Source organism: Thermoanaerobacter thermocopriae JCM 7501 (genome assembly GCF_001310975.1).
Classification (GTDB): domain Bacteria; phylum Bacillota; class Thermoanaerobacteria; order Thermoanaerobacterales; family Thermoanaerobacteraceae; genus Thermoanaerobacter; species Thermoanaerobacter thermocopriae.
The window spans coordinates 29,228-56,029 of sequence record NZ_BAZY01000001.1 but is presented as its reverse complement, the minus strand read 5'-3'; the positions used below and the strand labels follow the sequence as shown (position 1 = coordinate 56,029).

Below are 26,802 nucleotides of genomic sequence, written 5' to 3'. Positions count from 1 at the left end.
TTTATCCCTCCTCAACTGAAAAGACAATGCCTTCTTTAGGATTTGCATTTTTTAGTATGTCTTTGCTTAAATTTACATCAATCATTTCACCAGGGGTTAATCGCTGCCTTTTTTGTCTTAGTAAATATTTGTCTCCTGACTTTACTGCTAATGTAGCATTAGTATAAACGCTAACAGGTCTCATTCTGAATTTTATCCTCTTTTCTATGTTATCTACATTTATCTTTTGTGGAACAACATAACGTATACCATTACCAGCCTTTACGTTGATACTACTTTTCCAAATTCACCTTCTCGAATAAATCGTATTGCTGAATTAGCTGCCAATCTCGCTTCTGCAGTAACATTGTCAACTAAGTCGTGAACTTGAAGGACATTGCCACAAGCAAAAATTCCAGGAACACTTGTTTCTAACATTTCATTTACAATAGGTCCTCCTGTTATAGGGTCTAGCTCTATACCGGCCTTTTGAGAGAGCTCATTTTCAGGAATCAAGCCAACAGAAAGTATTAACGTATCACAGCTTATATACTGTGCAGTCTCCATAATTGGCTCTCTATTTTCATCAACTTTGGCAATTGTAACTCCTTCCACCCTGTCTTTACCATGAATTTCAATGACAGTATGACTTAAAAGAAGAGGAATATTAAAATCTTCTAAACACTGAACAATGTTTCTTGTAAGTCCACTAGAGTAAGGCATGAGTTCTACAACTGCTTTGACTTTTGCTCCTTCTAATGTAAACCTTCTTGCCATAATAAGCCCCACATCGCCGGAACCCAATATCACTATTTCTTTTCCCGGAAGATATCCTTCCATATTTACATACCTCTGAGCAGTACCTGCTGTAAGAATACCTGCTGGGCGAGTACCAGGTATCATAATAGCACCTCTCGGTCTTTCCCTGCATCCCATAGCAAGAATTATGGCTCCAGCTTTTATTTGAAACACACCATCTCTAGAGTTGACTGCTTTTACTATTCTCTCAGGAGTTATTTCCAAAACCATAGTTTCTAGCATCACATTTATGCCATATTCTTCCACTTTATCAATGAATCTTTGTGCATACTCTGGTCCTGTCAATTCTTCTTTAAATTCTTGAAGTCCAAAGCCATTGTGTATGCACTGTTGTAAAATACCCCCGAGGTATTTATCTCTTTCAATTATGACTATATTTTTTACACCCTTTTCATAGGCTTCTACAGCAGCACCTAACCCTGCAGGGCCACCACCTATTATGACTATGTCGTAATTAAGCATTTTCATACACCTCTTTCTTTAAAACCTCTGCCGTTTTTTCTAACAAAAATTTTTTTGTCTCTGCGGCTAAAATATTCGAATTTCTTCCATGCTTTGTAACCTCAAGAGGAGAAATATTAAGTTCTCTTGCTAATATTTCAACAACTCTCGGACCGCAAAAACTTCCCTGGCATCTTCCCATTCCAGCTCTTACACGCCTTTTAACACCATCTAAAGATTTTGCACCTACAGGTCTTCTTATCGCATCTATTATCTCTCCTTCTGTTACTGTCTCACATCTGCATATTATTCTTCCATAAGCAGGATTTTCTTTTATAAGCTTGTTTCTTTCTTCGTCTGAAAGTTCAGTAAATCTTATAACTGGTTTCCTTTTTGGATTAAAATCTACTTTCTCAATCAACTTAAGCCCGGTATCTCTAAGTATATCCCTTATCATTTCGGCAATAGCAGGTGCTGCAGTAAAACCAGGAGATTCTATTCCAGCAGCATTTATAAATCCCTTCACATCAGATTCTCCAATTATAAAGTCTTTGTCTTCCGTATCAGGAGTCGCTCTAAGTCCTGTAAACTGAGTGATAGTCTTTCTGACATCAAATTTATCCACACTTCTTTTTGCAACTGTAATTGCTTTATTGAGCCCTTCTCTTGTAGTTGCTTTAAATTCTTTATCTTGTATGTCTTCTGAAGTAGGTCCAATAAGTAGATTCCCATCAACTGTAGGAGAAACTAATATTCCTTTACCCATTTTAGTTGGAACCTGGAATATTACTGTCCTTGCAAGATATCCTTGGTCTTTATCTAATATCAAATATTCTCCTTTTCTAGGATGCACAGAAAATGGCTTCGCACCTACCATGTTATTTATGACATCTGAATAAAGTCCTGCAGCATTGACAACATATTTACTGTAAAATTCTTCTTTGTGAGTTTTTACTATAAAGAAATCCCCATTTTTTTTGATATCAATTACTTCTGAATTAAAAACAAATTCTGCTCCATTTTGTGCAGCATTTTCTGCCACTGCAATAGTATATCCATAAGGACATATTATTCCTGCTGTTTTGGCATACAAAGCAGCAATGACTGTATCGTTTATATAAGGTTCTATCTCTTTGACCATATCTTTAGTAATTATAGACAATTCCTTAACTCCATTTTTTATTCCTCTATTAAACAATTCATAGAGCTCTTTTACCTCTTCTTCAGAAAAAGCCACAACTAAAGAACCTGTTCTCTTTATTGGAACATCCAAATCTTTGCACAACTCATCGTACATTTCATTTCCTCTGACATTTAGCTTAGCTTTTAAAGTACCAGGTACAGGGTCATAACCCGCATGTAGTATTGCGCTATTAGCTTTAGAAGCCCCTTCTGAAGCCACATCTTCACCTTTTTCTACAACTAATATTTTTAATTTGTATTTTGAAAGTTCTCTCGCAATTGAACAGCCAACCACTCCAGCACCTATTATCAAAACATCGTACATTTCTTTCATAGTCATAAAACCTCCTTAAAAGATAAAAAACCATATATAACCGATCCTATCGGCTATATATGGTTCTCCAAATCTCCACCATACTTATTATTTATTTTTTCTCCCTTTAATAAGATATATTCTACAAATGTTTTAAAATTCCTGCTACTTTTTATCAATTTTTTATTTTATTCTTCAGCCCATTTCATAGCCCTTTCTACAGCCTTTTTCCAACCTTTATACAATTTTTCTCTCTTTTCATTATCCATAGCAGGTTCAAAATGCTTATCAACATTCCAATTCTTTTCTATTTCTTCTCTGCTGTTCCAGAATCCTACTGCCAATCCTGCAAGATAAGAAGCACCTAAAGCAGTAGTTTCAATTACTTGAGGCCTGTCAACCGGAACACCTAAAATGTCAGATTGGAATTGCATCAAGAAGTTATTAGCACTTGCTCCACCGTCAACTTTTAAAGCTTGTAATTTGATTCCTGAATCCTCTTGCATAGCCTCTAATACATCTCTTGTCTGATAAGCAATGGATTCCAGTGTTGCCCTTATTATATGTTCCCTTTTTGCTCCCCTTGTAAGTCCTACAATCGTACCCCTTGCATACATATCCCAATAAGGTGCTCCAAGTCCTACAAAAGCAGGAACAACATATACACCGTTTGTGTCTTCAACTTTCATCGCATATTCTTCACTTTGCGGTGAATTGTCAATTATTCTAAGTTCGTCTCTCAACCACTGTATCGCAGCACCTGCTATAAATATACTACCCTCTAAGGCATATTCTACTTTTCCATCAATTCCCCAAGCAATTGTAGAGAGAAGTCCAGTATTTGAAGGCACGGCCTTTTCCCCTGTATTCATAAGCATAAAGCAGCCTGTTCCATAGGTGTTTTTTGCCATCCCAGGTTTAAAACAAGCTTGACCAAACAAAGCTGCCTGCTGGTCTCCCGCATTTCCGGCAATAGGTATCTCTACTCCAAATATACTTTTATCAGTATAGCCATATACATAACTGGAAGGCTTAACTTCCGGAAGCATTTGCTCTGGTATGTTAAGTTCAGCCAATATCTCTTTATCCCATTTAAGCTCATGTATGTTAAAGATCATCGTCCTTGAAGCATTGGAATAGTCGGTTACGTGTACCTTACCTCTTGTCAAATTCCAAATAAGCCATGTATCAATATTTCCAAAAAGCAATTCTCCTTTTTCTGCTTTTTCTCTTGCTCCTTCAACATTATCCAAAATCCATTTTATTTTAGTACCAGAAAAATATGCATCTACTACAAGTCCGGTTTTTTCTCTAATTTTCTTGTCAAAACCTTTATTTTTTAGTTCATCGCATATAGGAGCAGTCCTCCTGCATTGCCATACTATTGCATTGTAAATAGGTTTTCCTGTATTTTTATCCCACACAACAGTTGTCTCTCTCTGATTTGTAATGCCAATAGCTGCAATATCCTCCGGATTAATACCCGCTTTTTCTATAACACCTTTTGCAACACCTATTTGTGTACCCCATATCTCCATTGGATCATGTTCTACCCAACCTGCCTTAGGATAAATTTGCTTAAATTCTTGATTTTGTGAAGCCACAATTTTCCCACTATGGTCAAAAATTATCGCACGGGAACTTGTTGTCCCCTGGTCAAAAGCCATAATGTACTTTGCCATCTCTTTTCCCCCTCATAATTTTTGTTATATTTGTCGGCGAGAGAAAAACTCTCGCGATTTAAGCTCTTTCACTAATGTATATTCACAATAAGTTGGTAAACTATGGCTCCAAGTATTCCTCCGACTATCGGCCCAAATATTGGAACTATTAAGCCGTATCCCCAATCAGAATCCCCTTTACCTGGAATAGGAAGAACAGCATGAGCTAGTCTCGGGCCGAAGTCTCTTGCCGGATTAATTGCATAACCTGTAGGTCCACCTAAGCTTAAACCTATTGCCCATACGAGAAGTCCTACCAAAAGTGCTCCCATTCCTCCCACAGAGTTATTGCTATTAGTAATGCCAAGTATTCCTATTAAAAGCATGGCAGTACCAAATACCTCTGTCATAAAATTCTTGCTTAAATTTCTTATAGCTGGAATTGTTGAGAAAACTCCCAATTTGCTATCAGGATCTTCAGTTGCTGCAAAATGATCCATGTACATCAAATAAACAATTATGGCCCCCACAAAAGCTCCCAAAACTTGTGCTATAATGTAGCCTGGCACTAAACTCCATGGAAAGTTCCCTATCGTTGCTAAACCAAGAGTCACAGCTGGATTTAAATGAGCACCACTTATCCATCCAACTGTATATGCTCCCACCATTACTGCAAATCCCCACCCTGCAGTGATTACAATCCAGCCGCTATTTTGCCCTTTAGATTTATTTAAGACAACGTTTGCAACCACGCCATCACCTAACCAAATAAGTATCATAGTGCCAAAAAATTCAGCAACATATTTTGCAAGGTCACTCATAAAATATCCCTCCATAATTCCAAATTTCAAATCGTTTAACTTTTAAAATAATTATGTAATATGTTTAAAACTATCCCTCCTTTCATTCTATAAACCACAGACTTTTTTCACTTGTTGATACAGCAATAGCGCCAGATTTAAGTGCATTTATAACTTCCTCTTTTGTCCTGACTAAACCTCCCGCAATGAGAGGTTTTCGCACTTCTAATGAAATTTCTTTTATTACTGAGGGCATTATACCAGGAAGTATCTCGATTGAATCTGGTTCTATTTGTTTTGCTGTAGTAAGCCCTGTTTTTAATGCCTGGGAATCCAAAAGGAAAAGCCTCTGGATGCTAAAGAAACCGAATTGTTTAGTATGGGTTAAGATATTATTGCGGGTAGAAATTATACCATGGGGCTTCACCTTCTCAGCTAAATATTCTAGTGCTTTGTTATCTTTCCCTAACCCCTCTATCAAATCAAAATGTACAAAAACAATTTTTCCGTATTTTTTAACCTCTTGAACTATTTCAGAAATATTCATTATATCGCCTGTAAGTAAAAATATGACTTGTGCATTTGAAGAAAGAGCTGTATTTAAATCCTTTACATCTCGCACCGCAGCTATTATTGGAAAGTCTTTTATTGCATCAAGAATTTTTTCTTCCATTTTTATAACCCCCACCTCTTTCTCTTGCAAGTAATATGCCAAAAACCTTTTCAGTAAAATAAATAAAAAAAATAACTATTTGGTACTAAATATCAAAGGCCAATTTTAAATATGATAATTAGTACCAAAATGTTATTTAATTAACATTCTCTTTATATCTTGATTTTTTGTTGCTACAAAAACCTCTGTAGTCGAAATTTCCAAGTTGGTATACTATGAATATTTCTAAACTTACTGAGAAAAAGTATAAATTTTATTTTTGCCATATAGAAAAAGCTATATCGCAAAAACTTATTTTACATCTTTGATGGTATATCGTCTAAAGTCTTGAATTCGTATCCTTCAGCTTTAACGCTCTTAATTATTCTATCAAGAGCAATAACATTGTCCTTTGAAACTGCATGAAGAAGTATTACCGCCCCTGGATGAAGTCTTCTTATAACAGTATTATAGCTTTCTTCTGGACCTCCAGGAAGTGGCTGCCAATCAGCCATAGCAAGGCTCCAAAAAACAGTCCTGTATCCTAAAGACTTAGTAAGATAAAGAGTCCTTTCACTATATTCTCCTTTGGGAGGTCTAAAATATTTCATCTTTTTCCCTGTTAGCTCTTTAAACATATCCCCCAATTTAGTTATTTCCTCTTTTACTTTTTCATCAGACAAAGTAGGCAAACTTGGATGATTGACAGTGTGATTGCCAACTATATGTCCTTCCTCCACCATTCTTTTAACCAAATCAGCATGTTCCTTTACATAAGGTCCAGTTACAAAAAAGGCTGCTTTTACATTGTTTTCTTTGAGTATATCTAGTATCTTAGGAGTATAACCAGCCTCATATCCTTCATCAAAAGTCAAATAAACTACCTTTTTTGTCGTGTCACCTACAAAAATAGCGTCGTATTTTTTTATAAGCTCCATCGCCTTAGGAGTTATTTCTGGAGTTTGGTGATTTGGCAACACTCTTACTCCCCAACCATATAAAGTGTTGTCCAAATTTTCTGTGTTAGTATAAACCGTCTTGTTAACTGTATTAGATACTTTTTCTTTAGGTTTCTCTAAAGGCTTTTGTAAAGCTTCATTTCTTTCTGCTTTTGTAATGCCTTTTTTAGCTATTCCACAAGAGACAATCGAAAAGCACAGAAAAATTCCTATTAAGATAAAGAATAATTTTCTTACCATAGCCATACCTCGCTTCAATTTTTCTATATTTCTTTTTTATTTTTTCTCTATATAAACGCAATATTCTGTATTTATTTGGAAGTATTTTTGTATATTTCGCAAACAGTTTCTTTGCAAGGGCAGAATCTACATAAAGCATACGAAGGATTTACTTCAGGTAAATAATTACCTTCTTGCATTTTTTTCATTTGTTTTAATATATTAAAAAGCTCTTTTCTTAGCGATCGCCTATTATATACTTCAAACATTGAATTTTTATAAACTACTCGCCCTCTTTTTACTCTTTTTTGGTATACATCTTCTATTATCAAAAAATACGCAACTAGCTGCATAACATCTTTATAATAAGGTGAATCCTCTGCTTGACTGCTTTTTAATTCTATTGGTATCAATTCTTCTCCTAATTGGTAAATATAATCTGGTTTTCCCGATAAGCCATATTTATCTGATTTTAATAATTTTCCATATATTACTCCTTTTTCCTTCACTTCTTGCGGCTTATCTATGTATATTATTTTGCCTCCTCGAAATCCTATGCTTCTTTTCATTTTTTTATAAAAAGGCCTTTGTTCAATAATTGACTGAATAAGCAAATATATAGTAAAAAATAAAAAAATTATATTGAGAATCATTTTAAAACCCTCATAATTGCAATTATTAATAAAATAGCTATAATTCCAAAAATAATCGCATATTTTTTATATCGCAATTTTACAATATCCTTGTAATATTTTTCATGATATTCTATCCCTTTCTTAAAGTTACTAAATTGCAAGTCTTGCTCTTTTTGTTCTCTCAAACCATTGATATATTCCATTCCATATATTTTTATATAATACCACTGATAGGGGCAATAAAGAAATTGATTTATCTCTGTAGCGGAAATATATTTACCCTCTTTTTTCATAATAAAACACCTTCAAGAGAAATTTTTCATGCCCTTATTATACCATATAAAAAAACGGGGGTAAAACCCGCTTCAAACTGTAGTCATCTCGCAAACTTTAAACAAAATTTTACTTTTGTACAATACTTTTAATTTCTTTTTCATACAGTGAAAATAGCTCTTCAGCTCTTTCTTTTGTAGGAGCTTCTATATAAATATTACAAGCAGGTAATTCATAATCTGGAACTACTAACACCCATGAATCTTCTTTATTAAATTTTAAGCCATCTAAAAACTCCGCTCCTCCATCGGCTTTTTCAAAAAGCTTCTTATTATTTTCCCTTTATCTTTCCAATCGCATCTTATACTCTTGGATATTCTATATCTTAACGGAAAACTGTCTTTAATAGAGGACAGTTTTTTAGAAGTATGTTGTAAATATTCTAAAAGGTCTAGTAAAAAACTAAAACCGTCAAATTCCAAATTAATCTGTAAGTCTTTTTCTACACTTTCCTTCGACACTATTGTTTTCATTCTTTCTTTATGAGAAATTTTACTGCTTACAGTATCAATAGAAAATTCCTTTGCAAATTCTGTCAAGTATTTGGAACTATCGAAAGGAAGCACAAAACTTTTGGCTCCTTGCTCTTTCGCGATTAACATTCTTAAGTAATTGAGTTCATCCTCATCAAATTCCCTTCCTTTTTCATCATAGAGCTTAATTTTTTCCCCATTTTTATAAAAAAGTACCCCTATGTCATAAGGTTCTTGCACTATTAAGAACTCATTTTTACCTACTGTTTCTAATAGCAGTTTTGTTTTTTCATCGTAAGGTTTAATTTTAAAACTTTTATAAGCAGTTTTTCTTTCAAAAAGAGAGTTAATATAATCGTTATTTATATCAACTTCTCTTATAGGTTTTAAATCTCTCCCATCCACGCGATTAATATCATGTACTCTTAACTTGTTCTCTATTTTCTTTTCTAAATTTCTATCAATATCACATCCATCTTTATCGAGAAACAAAATCCTTAAACTCCCTCCTTCTTCTTCTACATAGATTCCTCCTCCACACTCATTTTTCTTAATTCCATATCTTAAAGTGGGTAAAAGAGTATTATTGGCTTTTAAGACCTCACAACCACCAGATACAAGTCCGAAACTTATTAAATCGCTTATAAATTGAGATACAACATCCCCATCGTGTCCTACCAACACACTGCTATTTATTATATTTCCAAAAACCTCTCCAATTTCAACTGCAATCTGAGAAGTAATGTCTTCATTAAAAACCCCTTTAATTCCCCTATATCCAAAAGTCAAAGGCTTCCTACCATTTCCCCACACTATATCTTTGGCGATTACAGCTTCCTCATCTATTATTTTATAGGGCCATATTTTTACCTCTGGCTTTATTTCAGCAAAGGGTTTTATTTTGCAGCCCTCTCCTATTACACTATTCTCAAAAATTCTGACATTATTGCCAATTCTCACCCTATTGCAAATTACACAACCCCTTAATTCGCAATTTTTATCTATAATTATTTCATCCCATAATACGGCATTTTTTAAACTGCTCCCTTGTTTTATATGGTTATTTTTACCAATTATTGCATTAGGTCCTACTACAGCATTAGCCTCAATTATCGTATTGTCACCTACAATCACAGGGGGAATTACTTTAGCCTCAGGAGAAATTGTAACATTTTTACCTATTACTTTTCCCTCCTTCAATAACTTATCTTTATATCCTAAATCTACTCTTCCTTCTAAAATATCAAAATGACTAGTAATGTATTGATTGGTATTTCCAATGTCACACCAATATCCTCCTGTAACATAACCATAAAGAGGAATATCGTTTTTCAATAACATAGGAAATAAATCTTTACTAAAATCAAAAGGCTTATCTTGAGGTATAAACTCCAATATCTCTGGTTCGATTATGTATATACCCGTATTTACTGTATCGCTAAACACTTCTCCCCAGGAAGGTTTCTCTAAAAATTTTTTTATTTTGCCTTGCTCATCCACAATCACAACACCGTATTCTAGCGGCACATCTACTCTTGTCAAAATAAGAGTAACTTTTGCCCCTCTCTTTCTGTGAAATTCATAAGCTTCTTTTATATTAACATCAGTAATTACATCTCCACTCATAACAATAAAAGTATCATTTAGAAAGTCTTTAGCATTTTTGACACTTCCAGCAGTACCTAACGGTTTATCCTCTATATAAAATTTTATCTCATTACCATATTCTTCTTCTAAATATTTTTTAATCTTTTGAGGTAAGTAAAAAAGAGTAACAGCTAATTCTTTAATCCCATATTTGTGTAAGTGCTCCACTATGTGTTTTATCGCAGGTTTATTTGCAACAGGTACCATAGGCTTAGGTATATCGGTTGTTAAAGGCCTTAACCTACTTCCTTCTCCACCCGCCATGATTATCCCTTTCATCCAACCACCCCTAAAAAATATTATTAGCCTCTAGTTGTTAGTGTTTTTATTTAATGAAAAATTATTCATTTTACGACATTAGCCACATAAAATTGAAATAAGAAAGGGACTTTGCGGGGGAGTAAAAATGGTAATGTCTTTAATATACTTTGTAGCAGGAATAGGAGTTTTTATTTGGGGAATATTTACTTTAACAAAAGGATTAAAGGCCTTCTCACAACAAAAAATTTCCCAAATTATTAATAAATTTGCAAGCAACCTATTAAAATCAATAATAATAGGTTTTTTTATAACCTTAATTGTTCAAAGCAGTAGCATGGTAGCTGTAATAGCAATAACAATGGCAGGAGCAGAACTTTTAAATCTTAAAAGCGCAGCAGGTATAATCATAGGTTCTAACATTGGAACTACTATTGCGGTGCAACTTTACGCCTTTAATCTGTTTAAAATAGCTCCTTACTTAGTTTTTATAGGTTCTCTATTGCATTTCCAAAATTATGGAGACAAACTAAAAATTGTAGGAAGAGTCTTGCTTGGATTTGGATTGGTGCTTTATGGACTTAAAACAATGGAGCTGGCTACCATACCTCTTAAAAAAAATTCTAACTTTGATCTTATAAACGCTAATTTTTCAAATCCTTTGTGGGGAATTGTTGTGGGAATAATCACGGCGTTAATTCTCCAATCAAGTAATGTAGGTATTGCAACACTGCAGGTTTTGGTATCCTCCCAACTAATAACCTTATCTCAAGCATTGCCAATAATATATGGTTTAAATATTGGAACTTGTTCAGAAGCCATAATTTTGAGCTTTTCTACTAACAAAGAAGGGAAAAAAATAGCTCTCTTTAATATTTTTTTTAACATAGTGGGCACTATACTTTTTTTACCTTTTACAAATTTTTTCACAGAGTTTTTGAAATTCGTTTCCCCTTATAATCCTTCAAGGCAGGTAGCAAACGCCCACACATTTTTTAATCTTTTTTCTGCAGTTTTAATAGTTCCTTTTCTTAAACAACTTTTTGTTTTGATAGACAAACTAGTAAATAAATAAAAAATTCAATTAATAGGAATCTTATTAATAAAGTTATTTTCAAGGTGGTAACAATGCACAAAAGATTAGGAACCTCTATTTTTTTGCTTAGGAATCGAGGCAAATATTTTGTTGTGATAAAATCATACTATGAAGAAAAAATAAAAAGGGGGAAGGATGAATATGTTTGTAGATTTTCACTGTGATACTCTTTATCGTTTAGTAGATAAAAAAATAGATTTCGCTGAAAGGTCAAAAGAAGGTCATGTGGATTTACAAAGGATGAAAGAAGGCAAAGTTCACCTACAGGTTTTTGCTGTATTTGTAGACCCAACACAGACGAGGAAAAATGCTGCTACAATGGCTTTAAAGATGATTGACAAAATGCATGAAATAATCGAAGAAATAGAAGAATTTAGATTAATATTAAAAGGAGAGGATATAGAGAAAGCAAAAGAAGAAGGAAAAATTGGAGCATTGCTTTCTATAGAAGGCGGTGAAGCTTTAGAAGGTGAAACTTCTCTTCTTAGGATGTTTTACAAATTAGGGGTAAGAGCTCTCACTTTAACTTGGAGTTTAAGAAACGATTTAGGAGACGGAGTAGACGGTGTTAAAGAAGCAGGGCTTACCTCTTTTGGCAGAGAAGTTGTAAAAGAAATGAATCGCCTAGGAATGATTGTAGATGTGTCTCATCTTAATGAAAAAGGATTTTGGGATGTAGTAGAACTTAGTGAGAAACCAATTATAGCTTCTCATTCTAATGCCAAAACCCTATGCTCCCACAGAAGAAACTTAACAGATGAGCAAATAAAAGCAATAGCTCAAAAAGGTGGTGTAATTGGAATAAATTTTGCTCCACAATTTTTAAGAGATGAAGGTCAAGCTACATTAGAAGATGTTTTAAATCATATAGATTATATATGCGAATTAGTAGGGGAAGATTATGTAGGATTTGGTTCTGACTTTGACGGAATTGAGAGTACCCCTGAAGGATTAAAGGACATATCCTATTTCCCCGCAATTTTAGAAGGACTAATAAAAAGAGGATACACCCAAGAACAGATTGCTAAAATTACTCACAAAAATTTTGAAAATCTTATCAAAAAAATTCTAATATAAAAACAAAAAGAGCCCTGGAATACTCCAAGGGCTTGCATATGTTAAAGGGGGAGTCATTGTTTTGACCAAGTATACATTATACAGTCCTTTTTCAAAAAAATCAAGACCTTATAAAAAATTTTTTTGATAAGAGAGCTTATCCTATTATTTATAACCAAATTTTAAAATTAAAATATCGTTAATTTTAAAATTTGTATTAAATTTTTACTAAGCTAAACTATGAAGAATGATTTGTTATTGAATATAGTATACAAAAAATTTATAATAGAAGTATAAATGAAACATAGGGGGTAAAGTCATGGATATTGAAATAATAAGAAAAACTGATCCAGAAATTGCAGAGGTAATTGAAAAGGAACTTGCAAGGCAAAGAAATAAAATAGAGCTTATAGCTTCTGAAAATTTTGTAAGTAAAGCTGTAATGGAAGCAATGGGGTCGCCACTTACCAATAAATACGCAGAAGGATATCCAGCTAAAAGGTATTACGGTGGTTGCGAATATGTGGATGTGGCTGAAGAATTGGCAAGAGAAAGACTCAAAAAACTTTTTGGTGCTGAACACGCAAATGTACAACCTCATTCAGGAGCACAGGCAAACATGGCTGCCTATTTTGCTCTTATAAAACCAGGAGATACTGTGCTGGGAATGGATTTAGCCCATGGAGGGCACCTCACTCATGGAAGTAAAGTCAATTTTTCAGGCCAAATCTATAATTTTATATATTACGGAGTAAGAGAAGATACAGGATATATAGACTATGATGAAGTAGAAAGACTTGCAAAAAAGCACAAACCCAAATTGATTGTTGCCGGTGCTAGCGCTTACCCAAGGATAATCGATTTTAAAAGATTTAGAGAAATTGCGGACAGCGTTGGAGCTTACCTAATGGTAGACATGGCTCACATAGCAGGTCTTGTAGCAGCAGGTCTTCACCCCAATCCTGTTCCTTATGCAGATGTCGTTACAACTACCACCCATAAGACTTTAAGAGGCCCAAGAGGGGGAGCTATTCTTTGCAAAGAAGAATACGCAAAAGCAATAGACAAAGCACTCTTTCCGGGAACACAAGGTGGCCCTTTAATGCATATAATAGCAGCGAAAGCCGTTTGTTTTAAAGAAGCTCTCACCGATGAATTTAAAGAATATCAAAAAAGAATTGTAGAAAATGCAAAAGCCTTAGCAAATGCTTTAATGGAAAGAGGAATAAACTTAGTGTCGGGTGGAACTGATAATCACTTGATGTTGTTGGATTTAAGAAACACAGGAATAACAGGCAAAGAGTTAGAAACAAGATTAGATGAAGTAAACATAACTTGCAACAAAAATGCTATACCCTTTGACCCATTAGGGCCAAATGTCACTTCTGGTGTGAGACTGGGAACTCCAGCTGTCACAACAAGGGGAATGAAACCTGAAGATATGGTAGAAATAGCGGACATTATAGTCAATGTAATAAGGGATGAAAACTATAAAGAAAAAGCAAAAGAGAGAGTAGCAAATCTTCTCAAAAAATACCCTCTTTATGAGGACCTCATATAAAGAAATAGGGAAAGTCTTTTACCGACTTTCCCTATTTCTTTTTCTCTTTATGTTCTTCTTTAAATTCCTTTGGCTTATAATACCTTCTGCCAAGCTCACCGTATACATCCTCAAGCTTTATCCCTTTGTCAACTAACAAAACTATTAAATGATAAAGTAAATCTGAAACCTCATACACTATCTCTTCTCTGGAGTCATTTTTGGAAGCTATCACTACTTCCGTAGTTTCTTCGCCAATTTTCTTTAAAATCTTATCTATGCCTTTTTCAAACAAATAATTAGTATAAGACCCTTCTACCGGGTTTGTCTTTCTATCTTTTACCCGTTCATATAGCTTTTTAAGTATTTCCATGTCATAATTTTTAACTTCACCTAAAAAGCTCCTATAAAAACAGCTTACATTCCCTGTATGGCATGCCGGCCCTTTTGGCTCCACCTCTATTAGCAAAGCATCCCCATCGCAGTCATAAAATATGTTTTTTATCTTTTGGGTATTACCTGAAGTTTCCCCTTTATGCCAAATTTCCTTCCTACTTCTGCTGAAAAAATAAGTTTCTCCCTTTTCCAAGCTTAATTTTAAACTTTCCTCATTCATATAAGCCAACATTAATACTTGTTTTGTGTTGTAGTCTTGCACAATCGCAGGAATAAGTCCTTTTTCATCAAATTTTAATTTCTCTATATCAATCATTCTCTACATCCTTTCGATAAATTTAAATTCTCACCGGTATACCCTCTTCTTTTAAATATTTTTTAACTTCTTTTATTTCCAACTCCCTGTAATGAAACACAGAAGCCGCTAACGCAGCATCAGCTTTGCCTTCAGTAAAAACCTCTTTAAAATGCTCTTTCTTTCCTGCACCTCCAGAAGCTATAACAGGAATATTTACAGCCTCGCTTATCCTCCTTGTAAGCTCTATATCATACCCATCTTTAGTACCGTCTCTGTCCATACTTGTAAGAAGTATTTCTCCTGCTCCTAAAGACTCTACTTTTTTAGCCCACTCAACAGCATCAAGCCCTGTGTTTACCCTTCCGCCGTTTATATACACATCAAATCCTGAGCCATCACTTCGCCTCTTGGCATCAATTGCCACGACCACACATTGGCTTCCAAAACGCACAGCGGCCTGACGAATAAGGGTTGGTTGTTTCACAGCTTGGGTATTTATTGAAACCTTATCAGCCCTGCTCTTAGAATGTCCCTTATATCGTCAAGGTCTGAAATTCCACCACCAACAGTTAAAGGAATAAATACTTTTTCAGAAGTCCTTTTTACAACTTCTATCATTATTTTTCGTTTTTCATAAGAAGCAGTAATGTCCAAGAATACAAGCTCATCTGCTCCTAATTCATTGTACTCTGATGCTATCTGGACAGGGTCTCCCGCATCTTTTAAATTTAAAAAGTTAACTCCTTTAACTACCCTGCCGTCTTTCACATCTAAACAAGGAATTATTCTTTTTGCAAGCATTTATATTACCTCCAAAGCACTTTTAAAGTTTATTTTTCCAATATATAAGGCTTTTCCAATTATCGCACCATATGCTCCCATCTCTTTAAGCTTTTTTAAATCCTTCATTGAGGATATTCCCCCTGATGCTATCACTTGAACACCTGTTTTTAAAATATTTTCTAAAGCTTTAAGATTTGGTCCATTAAGAGTTCCATCTTTAGAAATATCAGTGAAAATTATCGTTTTTACTCCTATTTCTTTCATTTTTTTAGCTAACTCCATATCTTTTATTTTAGTCTTTTCAAGCCATCCACTTACGGCAACTTCTCCATTCTTTGAATCTATACCCACTATCGTTCTTTCTCCGTAATTGGAAAGGGAATAAAGAAGAAGGTCTTTGTCATATATTGCCGCCGAACCTAAAATTACATACTTAACACCCACAGAAAAAAGATAATCGATAGTTTCTCTATTCCTTATTCCTCCCCCTACTTCTATCTCGGCTTTACAGTTTTTTGTAATTTGTTCAATGACATTACCATTTACCAAATGACCTTGTTTTGCACCATCTAAATCTACCACATGAATTCTCTTTGCTCCTAATTCCTCCCACATTTTAGCTACGTCAACGGGATTTTCATAATAAACCTCTTTGGTATTAAAATCTCCTTTTGTAAGCCTTACACATTTTCCTTCCATAATATCAATCGCAGGTATTAAAACCATTTTGCCATCTCTCCAAAATTTTTTAAAATTTTAAGTCCCACTTTTCCGCTCTTCTCAGGATGGAATTGACAAGAAAAAACATTGTCTTTAATTATAACTGCAGGAATCTGAACACCATAATCAGTCACTGCATACACATATTTCTCTTCATTGTTGGCTATATAATAAGAATGGACAAAATACGCATAATCTCCATTCTCTACTCCTTTAAGAAGTGGAGTTTCTCTTTTTATTTCAAGACTATTCCATCCCATGTGAGGAATTTTATTATGCTTTGGAAGTTCTATTACTTGCCCTTTAAAAATCTTAAAGCCCTCAGTTTCTTCTATCTCAAAACCCTTTTCAAATAAAAGCTGCATCCCTAAACATATCCCCAGAAACAACTTACCTTTGTCGATTTGTCTTTTTATCTCTTCAAACATGCCTGTTTTAATGAGAGTATCCATCGCATCAGGAAAAGCTCCCACTCCAGGAAGAACTAATGCATGAGCTTCTTTTACCAACTCTACATCTTTTATAATTTTTGCCTCATAGCCTACGTATTTAAATGCTTTTTCTACACTTCTTAAATTTCCCATTCCATAGTCAATAATCCCTATCAATTTTTCACCGCCTCACTTAAATTACGTGTAAAGTATATGCAATCTCGCTTAAACTGTATCTTTATAAAATCCCTTTAGTAGAAGGTATCCCTTCTACCCTTTCATCTATCTTTAGCGCTTCATCAAGAGCCCTCCCTAGTGCTTTAAAAGTTGCCTCTATAATGTGATGACTGTTACTGCCATGCAAAAGCTCCACATGCAGTGTAATGCCAAAGTTGTAAGCAAAGGCTCTCAAAAATTCCTCCACATTTTCCGTTTCAAAATTTCCAACTCTTTCAGCTTTTAAAGGCAAATCACAGTATAAAAAAGGCCTTCCACTTATGTCTACAGAAACTCTCACTAAGACTTCGTCCATGGGTACATAAAAAGTACTAAACCTCTTAATAGATTTTTTATCTCCAGAAGCTTTTAAAAAAGTATTGCCCAATACAATGCCTACGTCTTCAACAGTATGATGAGCATCTACCTCTAGATCTCCCTTTGCCACTACCTTTAAATCAAAAAGTCCATGCTTAGCAAATAAAGAAAGCATGTGGTCAAAAAAACCTATTCCTGTAGCTATGTCATAATTTCCTTTTCCGTCAATATTAAGTTCAACGTATATATCCGTCTCTTTAGTTTTTCTTTTAACTTCCGCCTTCCTCATAGCAATAACTCCTTTAATCCATTTATTAAATAATCATTAGCCTCGCAACTACTCACTGTTATCCTTAAAGCTCCTTCAAGCCCTTCTACCTTTGAAAAATTCCTCACCAAAATTCCTCGTTCTAAAAGTCCTTTGTACACATAATCTGCATCTTTAAATTTTACCAATATAAAATTCGTTTTTGAGGGATAAACTTTAATGCCAGGAATTTTAGTTAATTCTTTTATTAGACGCTCTCTTTCTTTTAAAATAAAGTTAACTCTTTCTTTTAAAACACCAGTCCTTAAAACCTTCAAAGCTATTACCTGAGATAAAGAGTTAATGTTATAAGGTGACTTCACAAGGTTTAAATACTTTAAAATATTCTCGTTAGCCACAGCATATCCCACTCTCAAACCGGCAAGTCCAAAAGCCTTAGATAAGGTCCTTAAAACAATCAAGTTTTCAAATTCATTTATAGCATCTACAATTGTATTACCATAAAACTCAAAATAAGCTTCGTCAACAACTACAATTCCATTGCTCTTTTGTATTATTTTAATTATATCTTCTCTTTCTATAACACTTCCTGTTGGGTTATTAGGGTTACACAAAAACACTAATTTAGGCTGATATTTTTCTATAACTTCCGTGAAACTCCCCACATCATAAGTATAATCTTCCTTTAATTTTACAGGTATTTCAACGGCTCCCGCAATTTGCTGTATACACTGTACATCGCAAAAGAAGGATAAGGATATATTACCACATCGCCTTTGTTTATGAAAGCCAGCATAATAAGGTGGATTATCTCATCCGAGCCATTTCCCACAAATACGTTTGTAGCTCAACTTTGCAATATCGTGCCAATTCTTCTTTTAACTTTTCTGCAGTAGGGTCAGGATAGATATTTACTTGAGAAGATTTTACAATCTCTTGAATATTTTTTATTACTTCTTCAGGAAGTTCAAAAGGTGTTTCGTTTGCGTCCATTTTATATTTATAAGGTACACTATGGACTTCATAATTTTTGAATCCTTTAATTTCTTCTCTCACCAAATTCTCAATCATTTTAAAACCTCACTTTTATAGAATTAGCATGAGCGGTAAGCCCTTCTGAATTTGCAAAAGTGATTACATCCTTTTTTACCTCTTCTAAAGAATCCTTAGAATAATAGAGAATATTCATCTTTTTGATAAAGTCCGTCACAGAAAGAGGTGAGAAAAACCTTGCTGTTCCACTGGTAGGAAGCACATGGTTAGGGCCAGCAAGGTAGTCCCCTAAGGGTTCTGGAGAATATTCTCCCACAAAGACTGCTCCTGCATTCTTGATTTCACCAATTATTTCAAAGGCATTGGAAATGTTAAGCTCTAAATGCTCCGGAGCTATGTCGTTTGCAATACCAATTGCTTCTTTTAAATTATTTACAACAATTATCGCGCCAAAATTTTTTAAAGACTTTTCAATTATTTCTTTCCTTTCAAGATATTCCATTTGCCTTTCAATTTCTATTTTTACTTGTTGCGCAACCTCCAAAGATGTGGTTACAAGTATTGAAGATGCCATTACATCGTGTTCCGCCTGTGACAGCAGGTCCGCCGCCACATATTTAGGATTAGCAGTTTCGTCAGCTATTACCAAAACTTCACTGGGCCCTGCCACCATATCAATATCTACATATCCATAAAGAGCTCTTTTAGCCATTGCGACAAAAATATTTCCCGGGCCAACTATTTTATCCACCTTAGGTATTGACTCTGTACCAAAGGCCAAGGCTGCAATAGCCTGTGCACCGCCAACTTTATATATATCCTCTATTCCTATCCTATCTGCAGCCACTAACACATAAGTTTATTCCCTTCTTACCAGCCGGAGAAACCATCACTATTTTCTCTACACCAGCCACCTTTGCAGGTATTCCATTCATCAAAACTGAAGAAGGATAAGAAGCGGTTCCCCCCGGCACATAAATTCCAACTTGAGAAAGAGGTCTTATTATCTGCCCATAAACTATACCTTCTTTAAAATCCATCCATGTAGACTGTTTTTGCTTTTCATGAAATTCTGTTATGTTTTTGATAGCTTTGTCAATCGCTTTTAAAAATTCCTCTCCTACTTCTTTATAAGCATTTTTTATTTCCTCTTTCGTAACTTTTACAGTACTTTTGTCAAGATTTATTCCGTCAAACATGTAAGTATACTCAAACAAAGCCTGGTCTTTTCTCTCTCCTACGTTTGAAATTATTTCTTCCACTTTTTTTGCTATTTCTTTATTCTCTAATTTACTTCTGTTGTGAAGCTTTTGCAAAATGCCATTGTCAATTCCCTTTCGAAAATCAAATATCTCAATCATTTTAAACCTGGTTACCTAAACTGTACAAAAGTGCACAGTTTAGATAGCTGGAGTATTTGTAGTCCGCCTTTCAGGCTTTCCCAGCCCCAGCAGGCGGTATTTGGGAAAGCCATAGCCCCTACCCCAAGAAGCAGGAACTTGCGCCCTTACGGATCTCCCCACTTGCCCTGAATTAGTAATTCCTTCAGGGCAGAGAAGTCTCTTGATATCTTCTCAGGGAGAGTGGCGTTACCACCGCTACCTTGAGAACTTGCCAGAAATTATAGGCACTAAAACTTGTTCCATCCAGAGGTTCTAGCACCCTTCCTGGCTCACTCTCAAGGCTTTGTAAAAATTCTATTGCTTTATTTATTTCCCTTATGTGCTTTTTCTTTATATGCTTGTTCCTGATTGTTTTCTTTACATGCTCTTTTAATTCTTCTAATTCATTTACAGTTAATGTATTGAGAAACTTTATATAATTGTCTGGTATCTTTTCTTGAAGCCCCAACCCTCTTCTTGCTATTACCTAGGCTGCTGCTACATCTTTTGTTATCATGTACTGCGGTGAATATTTTAACATGCCTATTATTGATGTGTAAGAAGGATTGATTTCTATTACTTCTATCTCTTCCCTTTTTGCTAGTGTTTTTATTTTTGAAAGAAGTGATTTATAGCTAAAACTATGCCTTATTCTCCTTGATTTTCTCCCTGAAAAATCTCCTCTTTTTCCTTTTTCTTTTATGTCTAACTCTTCAATTACTATTGCTTTTCTTTTTTCTTTCGCTATTTTTACTATCTCATGAGCATACTGCCATCTGAAATATTCTTTTTTGTCTTTATTTCCAGTTGCAAGCTCTGGCATTGGTATATTCCCATAGCCTATTAGATTACCTTTTTCATCTACTTCTACCCATGATATGTTGTCTGGATATGCGTTTATGTCTATTCCTATGACTCCTTTTTCTTTTGTTATTTTTACTTCCGGATATTCTTCTTCAATAGCAAAATAGGCGTATATACTGCCATTTTTAAGTTTTAATTCTACAGAGTAGGGTATGTCTGCTTTGGCAATTTCCTGAAGGAGTTCTTCTCTTCTTTTATTCTTTTTATATCCTGCTTGTATTCTGGCATAGACATATTTTCTTTCTCCTACATTTATCCTTAAGAAAGTGCCATTTTCTTTTAGTTCTATCCTTGTGTTGAGATTTCCTTTTTTGCTTTTATCTCCTCTTGAATACAGATTTCCTTTTCTTTTCTCCTGCCATTTTATTTTTAATTTTTGATACTCTTTCCCATTTATATGGTGCTTTTGGAGCTTTTTAAATAGCTTTTTCCCACCAAAAATAACCTTCTTTGGGTTATTCCCTAATTCTCTAGCAGATTCTAATGTGCTTTTTGCTTTCATTATTGCATCATCTACATACCTTGAGTTTAAGTCAAACATCCCCTGAAGGTCTCTTTTTAATGTTTTTCTATCATAACCTTCTAGAAGCCTTTTGTATGCAAATCTCATGCAGGATGACCATCTTCTCATTAAGTTTAATACTATTTGTTTGTCTTCTTGATTTAGAAAAATGAGTTTAGCCTGTATCACTATCATGCTTTTTGCCGCCCCTTTGTCCGTTCTTGCCGCGAAAGATGTTACTATTGCTCTTAAGTCTTCTGCTAGCTCTTTATTTGCATCTTCTTCCTTTTCTTTCCCATTTAAAACTATAAGCTCCACCCCAAAGCTTTCCATAAAAAATCTGAGATATTCAAATCCAAATCTCGCAAGTCTGTCTGGATATTCTATTACAACTTTTTCAACTTCTCCTCTTTTGATTTTATTTAAAAGTTTTAATAGCCCTCTCCTGTTTTCATTTACTCCACTTGCTATCTCATGTATGACTTCATACTGCCATCCTTGGGAATTAGCGTATTCTTCAAGCCTTCTAATTTGATTCTTAAGATATTCTTCTTGTTTCTTTGTGGATACTCTTGCATATAAAACTACTTTGGGTTTTGGTTTTTCTCCCAGCATGCCTAATAACTTCTCTATATCTTCTTTTTTGTACCTTCTTCTCCCCTTCGGTGTCCTAACTGGGGTTATTAATCCTTACTTTTCCCAGTTTATTAGAGTAATCCTGCTTATATCATATAGCTCTTTAACTTTTTTTATAGTTAGTAACATTTATTATCACCCAATTAAAATTATATCATTTTTTACTACTAATTTCAGCTGTTTTGACCTCCTTAAAAGTTTCCACAACCTCTTTTAATTTTATAATTATCTCTTTTATTCTCTGGCTTTTTGTTTTAAGACTGGCTTTATTCACTATCAATCTCGCACTGGAAGAAAAAATTTCTTCAATGACTATAAGACCATTTTCTCTCAAAGTATTGCCTGTTTCTACAATGTCTACAATTACCTCTGACAACCCCACGATAGGAGCAAGCTCCACAGAACCATTCAGCTTAATTATTTCTACATTTTCTCCCTTTTGTCTGAAAAATTCTTCTGCAATATTGGGAAACTTTGTTGCAACTCTTTTATTAGTAAGAAAACTGTCCTTTGCCTCTTTAGGCCCCGCAACCACCATTTTACAAAAACCAAATTTTAAATCTAAAACTTCATAGCAATCTTTTTTTTGCTCTAAGAGAATGTCTTTTCCACAAATCCCCAAATCAGCTGCCCCGTGTTCCACATATGTTGGCACATCCATTGGCTTTACCAACATAAACTTCATTAAATTTTTATGGTCATTAACAACAAGCTTTCGAGAAATATCTTTTAAAATATTCTCAGCAATTCCTGCCTTTTCAAACAAAGTTATAGCACTATCCGCCATTCTGCCTTTTGGCAGTGCAATCAAGATTTCCATGTTATTCCCCCATATCTATAATTTCGTCAAAGCTATTTTCATCAACATGCTTCGCTTTTTCATAGCTATACATCTCTACAATTTTTCCCTCATCTCTTAACAAAGTGGCTTTCTTGTAAGCATTACTTCTTAAGTTTTCCTTGTATTTTATTAAGACTCTCCAGGATTTATCAACAATATCTTTTTTCTGTTTTTGAAGTGCCAGCATTGACCTTTCCACACTTATAGCAAAACCTGTCGCTGGAATGTGCTCTCCGAAAATCCCTAAAAGGCCATCATACCTTCCTCCGGTACATATAGCATAACCAATCCCTTTAACAAAACACCTGAATATGATACCAGTATAATAATTAAGATTTTGCACCATTCCTAAGTCAAAACTTATATACTCTTCCATACCAAAATCTTTTAATATTTTATATACCCTTTCAAGGTAATCTATCGTTTCACCCAGTTTAGGAGTATCGTAAAGCTCTTTTGCTCTTTTAAGCACTTCTTCGCCGCCAAACAAAAGAGGAAGTTCACTTAAAAACTCTGCTTTTTTGCCCCTAATTCCTTTGTCTTTTATGAATTCTTCTATCGAAGATTGATTTTTCTGTTGCAAAAACTCTCTCAAAAGGTTTATTTCTTCATTTTGTAGTTCTAAATCTTCCACTAGTCTTTTAAAAAATTCAACCTGTCCCACGTCCACTTTAAAGTCCTCTATTCCAACACTTTTTAAAGCCTCTATCGCAACTGCTATTATCTCCGCATCAGATTCTTCATGATTTGTACCTATAAGTTCAATTCCTGCCTGAGTAAACTCTCTCATTTTTCCTACCTGAGGGTCATCATAGCGATAGACATTAGCGACATAGCATAACTTAAGTGGGAAACTACCTTTTAACTTCGTAGAAACAATTCTCGCTATTTGAGTAGTTACATCTGGCCTTAAAGCTAATATATTTCCCTTTTTGTCGAAAAATCTGTACAAATTGTTTTCATCAAACAAAACAGAAAAATTATCGCTATATTCAAAAGTAGGAGCATTATCTCTTGATAGCCAAATCTTATAAAAATCTCTCTAAACTTTTCTTCTATTTTGCGCTTAAACTTATATTCCTCTGGCAAAAAATCTTGTACACCATCAGGCAAATATATCATTAAAACACCCCACAATTTACTCTGTCTTTGTAACGTGATAAAGTAATAAACTGTATTTCTTTTATTGTATCCTAATTTTCAATGTATGTCAAGCACAGACAAATAGGCAGAAACGTACTGATTATTATCCTGCTCACATTGTAAATCCACACGCAAAATCAAAAAAGTGAAATTTTACATTATTTGAAGAAAACTCAAGGTTGTTTGTGGTATAATTAAATATAAAAGGAGTTAAATGTGAATAATGTATTTACTGTTAGATGAAAAAGGTGTGGATTTTTGGCAATTTACATAAGAGGAATATAAGCTTTTAATCTAATTTGAAAGAAGGTGTTAAATATGCCGTTGCCAAAAGAAAATAAAATATATACTTATGCAGATTATATAGCGTGGCCAGAAAATGAAAGAATAGAACTGATTGATGGCCAAATTTACTTGATGACTTCCCCTTCAAGAACTCATCAAAGGATCTTGGGACAGCTTTTTTACCAATTTTTTGATTATCTCAAAGATAAATCGTGTGAAGTATATATGGCACCTTTTGATGTAAGGTTTCCTGACGGAAATGAGAAGGACGAAGAAAATATAAAGTCTGTAGTTCAGCCTGATATAGTTGTTGTGTGTGATGAATCCAAGCTTGATGAAAAGGGATGTACGGGAGCTCCTGATTTGATAATCGAAATTATTTCGACTTCAACAGCACAGAAAGATAAACTCCACAAGTTTAACTTGTATGAAAAGTATGGTGTAAAAGAATATTGGATAGTAGAACCAGAAAACAAAATCCTAAGTGTGTTTATTTTACAAAATAATGAAAGATATGGACGACCCGACATATATACACAAGATGATAAAGTTAAAGTTTCTATTTTTGAAGATCTTGTAATTGATTTAAAAACAGTACTAATATGAATAGAAACTGATTACAAACCTTTTTATTGACAAAAAGAGGTGTTTTTTATGATAGAAGCTACTGAATTATTAAAGTATTCTTTAGAAGATGAACTAAAAAGGATAACGAATATTATTATTGAAAAGTGCAATCCAGAGAGGATAATACTTTTCGGGTCAATGGCTAATGGTACTGCTAAGGAATGGAGCGATATTGACTTAGTCGTGATAATGAATACGGATTTAAGATTTGCTGATAGAACTTTATATTTAATGAGACTTACCCATCCTAGAGTAGGAGTTGATTTTTTAGTATATACACCAGAAGAAGAAGAGTTGTTTAAGAAGAATAGAGACCTATTTTATACCGAAGAGGTACTCAAGAAGGGGGTCATATTGTATGACAGAAGTTCATAAATATAGTCAGTGGCTAGATTATGCTAATGACGATTTGATGGCAGCAAAAGAACTGTTAAAAACTGATTTACATATGATAAAGAAGTAGCTGTAGTGGAAATGTTGGATGATATAGCATTGGATGTTGGAGCATTGACTAGAGTTCTCTTATTAAATAGAATGGCTGAGAAAAAAATAACCGTATTGACGAAGAGCAAAGTTCGAGAAATATCAGGTGATAAAGTTATTATAGAAAGTAAAAGTGGAACTCAAGAAATAACTGGTATAGATACAATCGTAATGGCAGTTGGTTCTAAACCCAAAAATGATTTATTGAAGTCCATCGAAGAAGAAAATATACCTGTTTATACTATTGGAGATTGTGTCAAGCCTAGAAAATTTATAGATGCCATTTACGAAGGTTTTCGCATAGCGTATAATGTATAATTTGTAATTTTAAAAATTTTATCAAGTAGGAGGGATGATTCGCCTCCCTCCCACTTGATTTTACTCAATTACAACCCACTTATTTTCTTTTGCAGACTTTACTATTTGTTCACATAAGAATAATTCGCGACGTCCATCTTCAAAAGTTGGAAAATCAGGAGTTTCTCCTTTAAGATGACCATCCTGAAGTATATATTCGTAAACTTTTTTAAACATCTGTTTAGAAGTATCAGGAAAACCTTCATTATGTCCTCCAGGGAAACTAGTTATTTCTCTAGCATAAGGATTTAATAACGAAGGGTCCTTCATTAAAATTTCATTAGTCCCATCTCTTCTTCCAATCCAAAGTTCATTAGGTCTCTCTGAATCCCAACTTATAGACTTTTTAGAACCATAAATCTCAAAATATAATCTATTTTTTCGGCCTGCTGCAACCTGATTTACAGTCATTGATCCATGTGCTCCATTATTAAATTTTAACAGCACTGTAGCATAATCTTCAGTCTCAATCTTTACTTCTTCATAATCCTCTGGACTTAACAATTTCCCTGCATAGGTTTCAACAGGTTTTAGTGGTTTTTTCCTTATAGGATAAAATGTTGCAAAATCCGCACACACTTCATTTACTTTAATTCCTGTAACAAATTCGATTAGATCCAACCAATGGGAACCTATGTCTGCAACCGCCCTAGAATCTCCACTAAATTCAGGCAAAAGTCTCCAGTTAAAATCTGTATCATAAAAAAGCCAATCTTGCTGATATGAACCATTTACTGCAAAAATCTGCCCTAATTCACCTTCTTCTATCATTTTTTTTGCATGATGCATTAAAGGATAAAATCTTAAATTAAAATGTACCGCATTCACAAGTTTTTTCTCTTTTGCAATTCTAATAAGTTCGTCAGCTTCAGAAGAATTCATAGCTAAAGGCTTTTCGCATATTACATGTTTGTTTGCCAATAAAGCATCTTTAGCAATTTTATAATGGAGGTAATTAGGAGTACACACATGAACCGATTCTATTTCTGGATCTTTCAATAATTCTTTGTAATCACCATAATACTTTTCTACATTTAATAATTCTGCTTTTTGTTTTGCTACCTCTTGATTAACATCTGCAATTGCTACTACTTCTACAAACCCTAATCTTCTTAAAGCCTCAATATGCGCAGGTCCTATAAAACCCGTACCTATTATTCCAACCTTTATTTTTCTCATTTTACATCTCCTCCTCT

At 34.2% G+C, this 26,802-nt stretch carries 19 protein-coding genes and 8 pseudogenes; 6 read left to right on the top strand and 21 right to left on the bottom strand.

The annotated features are described in order from the left end of the window. Position 1 precedes the first annotated feature (1 nt). The 9 genes and pseudogenes from JCM7501_RS00220 to JCM7501_RS00180 all read right to left on the bottom strand — a co-directional run bounded on the left by JCM7501_RS00220 (position 2) and on the right by JCM7501_RS00180 (position 10,392). Positions 2-1,260 (bottom strand): annotated as a pseudogene (locus tag JCM7501_RS00220) (NAD(P)/FAD-dependent oxidoreductase). Next, entirely contained in the window at positions 1,253-2,755 is a 1,503-nt protein-coding gene (locus JCM7501_RS00215) for an NAD(P)/FAD-dependent oxidoreductase (RefSeq protein ID WP_028991360.1), read from the bottom strand. The pseudogene JCM7501_RS00220 and the gene JCM7501_RS00215 overlap by 8 nt, the downstream one beginning before the upstream one ends. Before the next feature lie 167 nt (positions 2,756-2,922). Next, positions 2,923-4,416, bottom strand: coding sequence for a glycerol kinase GlpK (glpK, locus tag JCM7501_RS00210; protein WP_028991359.1), 1,494 nt, complete (start codon positions 4,414-4,416; stop codon positions 2,923-2,925). A gap of 71 nt (positions 4,417-4,487) precedes the next feature. Continuing rightward, positions 4,488-5,216, bottom strand: a complete 729-nt coding sequence (locus JCM7501_RS00205; RefSeq protein WP_028991358.1) for an MIP/aquaporin family protein — start codon at positions 5,214-5,216, stop codon at positions 4,488-4,490. Positions 5,217-5,298: 82 nt separating this feature from the next. Next, complete coding sequence (locus JCM7501_RS00200; RefSeq protein WP_012995765.1) at positions 5,299-5,868, bottom strand: glycerol-3-phosphate responsive antiterminator; 570 nt, start codon at positions 5,866-5,868, stop codon at positions 5,299-5,301. A gap of 296 nt (positions 5,869-6,164) precedes the next feature. Then, entirely contained in the window at positions 6,165-7,046 is an 882-nt protein-coding gene (gene pdaA / locus JCM7501_RS00195; RefSeq protein ID WP_028991357.1) for a delta-lactam-biosynthetic de-N-acetylase, read from the bottom strand. A gap of 71 nt (positions 7,047-7,117) precedes the next feature. Continuing rightward, positions 7,118-7,678 carry a CRISPR-associated protein Cas4 gene (gene cas4, locus JCM7501_RS00190; protein ID WP_012995767.1) on the bottom strand — a complete coding sequence of 187 codons (561 nt, stop codon included), beginning with the start codon at positions 7,676-7,678 and terminating at the stop codon, positions 7,118-7,120. Then, complete coding sequence (locus tag JCM7501_RS00185; protein ID WP_012995768.1) at positions 7,675-7,953, bottom strand: hypothetical protein; 279 nt, start codon at positions 7,951-7,953, stop codon at positions 7,675-7,677. The genes cas4 and JCM7501_RS00185 overlap by 4 nt, the downstream gene beginning before the upstream one ends. Before the next feature lie 109 nt (positions 7,954-8,062). Continuing rightward, positions 8,063-10,392, bottom strand: a pseudogene (locus JCM7501_RS00180) (sugar phosphate nucleotidyltransferase). 127 nt (positions 10,393-10,519) lie between these two features. Here JCM7501_RS00180 and JCM7501_RS00175 point away from each other — a divergent pair. From JCM7501_RS00175 to JCM7501_RS00165, 3 genes are all read left to right on the top strand, one after another. Continuing rightward, positions 10,520-11,446: a Na/Pi cotransporter family protein gene (locus tag JCM7501_RS00175; RefSeq protein WP_028991355.1), complete on the top strand. Its 927-nt coding sequence runs from the start codon at positions 10,520-10,522 to the stop codon at positions 11,444-11,446. 162 nt (positions 11,447-11,608) lie between these two features. Further along, positions 11,609-12,544, top strand: coding sequence for a dipeptidase (locus JCM7501_RS00170; RefSeq protein WP_028991354.1), 936 nt, complete (start codon positions 11,609-11,611; stop codon positions 12,542-12,544). Positions 12,545-12,842: 298 nt separating this feature from the next. Then, complete coding sequence (locus JCM7501_RS00165; RefSeq protein ID WP_013150711.1) at positions 12,843-14,084, top strand: serine hydroxymethyltransferase; 1,242 nt, start codon at positions 12,843-12,845, stop codon at positions 14,082-14,084. A 31-nt stretch (positions 14,085-14,115) separates the two neighbouring features. On the opposite strand, the gene hisIE is transcribed toward JCM7501_RS00165, so the two are convergent. The 11 genes and pseudogenes from hisIE to hisZ form a co-directional block, all read right to left on the bottom strand. Then, on the bottom strand, positions 14,116-14,775 hold the full coding sequence (gene hisIE / locus JCM7501_RS00160) for a bifunctional phosphoribosyl-AMP cyclohydrolase/phosphoribosyl-ATP diphosphatase HisIE (protein ID WP_028991353.1): 660 nt from the start codon (positions 14,773-14,775) through the stop codon (positions 14,116-14,118). Between the two features lie 22 nt (positions 14,776-14,797). After that, positions 14,798-15,558 (bottom strand): annotated as a pseudogene (gene hisF / locus JCM7501_RS00155) (imidazole glycerol phosphate synthase subunit HisF). Further along, on the bottom strand, positions 15,559-16,266 hold the full coding sequence (hisA, locus tag JCM7501_RS00150; RefSeq protein WP_028991351.1) for a 1-(5-phosphoribosyl)-5-[(5-phosphoribosylamino)methylideneamino]imidazole-4-carboxamide isomerase: 708 nt from the start codon (positions 16,264-16,266) through the stop codon (positions 15,559-15,561). Further along, positions 16,257-16,868 carry an imidazole glycerol phosphate synthase subunit HisH gene (gene hisH / locus JCM7501_RS00145; protein ID WP_028991350.1) on the bottom strand — a complete coding sequence of 204 codons (612 nt, stop codon included), beginning with the start codon at positions 16,866-16,868 and terminating at the stop codon, positions 16,257-16,259. Before hisH ends, hisA begins: the two co-directional genes overlap by 10 nt. 61 nt (positions 16,869-16,929) lie before the next feature. Beyond that, positions 16,930-17,514, bottom strand: coding sequence for an imidazoleglycerol-phosphate dehydratase HisB (gene hisB / locus JCM7501_RS00140; protein ID WP_028991349.1), 585 nt, complete (start codon positions 17,512-17,514; stop codon positions 16,930-16,932). Further along, positions 17,511-18,564 (bottom strand): annotated as a pseudogene (gene hisC / locus JCM7501_RS00135) (histidinol-phosphate transaminase). The gene hisB and the pseudogene hisC overlap by 4 nt, the downstream one beginning before the upstream one ends. Position 18,565: 1 nt before the next feature. Continuing rightward, positions 18,566-19,847 (bottom strand): annotated as a pseudogene (hisD, locus tag JCM7501_RS00130) (histidinol dehydrogenase). 146 nt (positions 19,848-19,993) lie between these two features. Beyond that, a pseudogene (locus tag JCM7501_RS00125) lies at positions 19,994-21,429 on the bottom strand (IS200/IS605 family accessory protein TnpB-related protein). After that, positions 21,410-21,999: pseudogene (locus JCM7501_RS12425) on the bottom strand (IS607 family transposase). The pseudogenes JCM7501_RS00125 and JCM7501_RS12425 overlap by 20 nt, the downstream one beginning before the upstream one ends. A gap of 25 nt (positions 22,000-22,024) precedes the next feature. Further along, complete coding sequence (gene hisG / locus JCM7501_RS00120; protein ID WP_028991348.1) at positions 22,025-22,690, bottom strand: ATP phosphoribosyltransferase; 666 nt, start codon at positions 22,688-22,690, stop codon at positions 22,025-22,027. Between the two features lies 1 nt (position 22,691). Beyond that, positions 22,692-23,833: pseudogene (gene hisZ, locus JCM7501_RS00115) on the bottom strand (ATP phosphoribosyltransferase regulatory subunit). Positions 23,834-24,172: 339 nt separating this feature from the next. On the opposite strand from hisZ, the gene JCM7501_RS00110 reads away from it, so the two are divergent. The 3 genes from JCM7501_RS00110 to JCM7501_RS00100 all read left to right on the top strand — a co-directional run bounded on the left by JCM7501_RS00110 (position 24,173) and on the right by JCM7501_RS00100 (position 25,567). Next, positions 24,173-24,745, top strand: a complete 573-nt coding sequence (locus tag JCM7501_RS00110) for a Uma2 family endonuclease (protein WP_028991346.1) — start codon at positions 24,173-24,175, stop codon at positions 24,743-24,745. Positions 24,746-24,793: 48 nt separating this feature from the next. Further along, positions 24,794-25,141, top strand: coding sequence for a nucleotidyltransferase domain-containing protein (locus JCM7501_RS00105; RefSeq protein ID WP_028991345.1), 348 nt, complete (start codon positions 24,794-24,796; stop codon positions 25,139-25,141). A 99-nt stretch (positions 25,142-25,240) separates the two neighbouring features. Continuing rightward, positions 25,241-25,567, top strand: coding sequence for an NAD(P)/FAD-dependent oxidoreductase (locus JCM7501_RS00100; RefSeq protein ID WP_245599024.1), 327 nt, complete (start codon positions 25,241-25,243; stop codon positions 25,565-25,567). A gap of 60 nt (positions 25,568-25,627) precedes the next feature. Here the strand turns inward: JCM7501_RS00100 and JCM7501_RS00095 are convergent, their stop codons facing one another. Further along, complete coding sequence (locus JCM7501_RS00095) at positions 25,628-26,785, bottom strand: Gfo/Idh/MocA family protein (RefSeq protein WP_028991343.1); 1,158 nt, start codon at positions 26,783-26,785, stop codon at positions 25,628-25,630. Positions 26,786-26,802 lie beyond the last annotated feature (17 nt).

Excerpts from the sequence above, each read along its gene's own strand:
- glpK (WP_028991359.1), bottom strand. The coding sequence starts at position 4,416 with ATGGCAAAGTACATTATGGCTTTTGACCAGGGGACAACAAGTTCCCGT.
- hisA (WP_028991351.1), bottom strand. The coding sequence starts at position 16,266 with ATGGTTTTAATACCTGCGATTGATATTATGGAAGGAAAATGTGTAAGG.
- JCM7501_RS00205 (WP_028991358.1), bottom strand. The coding sequence starts at position 5,216 with ATGAGTGACCTTGCAAAATATGTTGCTGAATTTTTTGGCACTATGATA.
- JCM7501_RS00200 (WP_012995765.1), bottom strand. The coding sequence starts at position 5,868 with ATGGAAGAAAAAATTCTTGATGCAATAAAAGACTTTCCAATAATAGCT.
- JCM7501_RS00095 (WP_028991343.1), bottom strand. The coding sequence starts at position 26,785 with ATGAGAAAAATAAAGGTTGGAATAATAGGTACGGGTTTTATAGGACCT.
- JCM7501_RS00185 (WP_012995768.1), bottom strand. The coding sequence starts at position 7,953 with ATGAAAAAAGAGGGTAAATATATTTCCGCTACAGAGATAAATCAATTT.
- pdaA (WP_028991357.1), bottom strand. The coding sequence starts at position 7,046 with ATGGTAAGAAAATTATTCTTTATCTTAATAGGAATTTTTCTGTGCTTT.
- JCM7501_RS00100 (WP_245599024.1), top strand. The coding sequence starts at position 25,241 with ATGTTGGATGATATAGCATTGGATGTTGGAGCATTGACTAGAGTTCTC.
- JCM7501_RS00105 (WP_028991345.1), top strand. The coding sequence starts at position 24,794 with ATGATAGAAGCTACTGAATTATTAAAGTATTCTTTAGAAGATGAACTA.
- JCM7501_RS00175 (WP_028991355.1), top strand. The coding sequence starts at position 10,520 with ATGGTAATGTCTTTAATATACTTTGTAGCAGGAATAGGAGTTTTTATT.
- hisB (WP_028991349.1), bottom strand. The coding sequence starts at position 17,514 with ATGAGGAAGGCGGAAGTTAAAAGAAAAACTAAAGAGACGGATATATAC.
- hisIE (WP_028991353.1), bottom strand. The coding sequence starts at position 14,775 with ATGATTGATATAGAGAAATTAAAATTTGATGAAAAAGGACTTATTCCT.
- JCM7501_RS00110 (WP_028991346.1), top strand. The coding sequence starts at position 24,173 with ATGCCGTTGCCAAAAGAAAATAAAATATATACTTATGCAGATTATATA.
- cas4 (WP_012995767.1), bottom strand. The coding sequence starts at position 7,678 with ATGATTCTCAATATAATTTTTTTATTTTTTACTATATATTTGCTTATT.
- JCM7501_RS00215 (WP_028991360.1), bottom strand. The coding sequence starts at position 2,755 with ATGAAAGAAATGTACGATGTTTTGATAATAGGTGCTGGAGTGGTTGGC.
- JCM7501_RS00170 (WP_028991354.1), top strand. The coding sequence starts at position 11,609 with ATGTTTGTAGATTTTCACTGTGATACTCTTTATCGTTTAGTAGATAAA.
- hisG (WP_028991348.1), bottom strand. The coding sequence starts at position 22,690 with ATGGAAATCTTGATTGCACTGCCAAAAGGCAGAATGGCGGATAGTGCT.
- JCM7501_RS00165 (WP_013150711.1), top strand. The coding sequence starts at position 12,843 with ATGGATATTGAAATAATAAGAAAAACTGATCCAGAAATTGCAGAGGTA.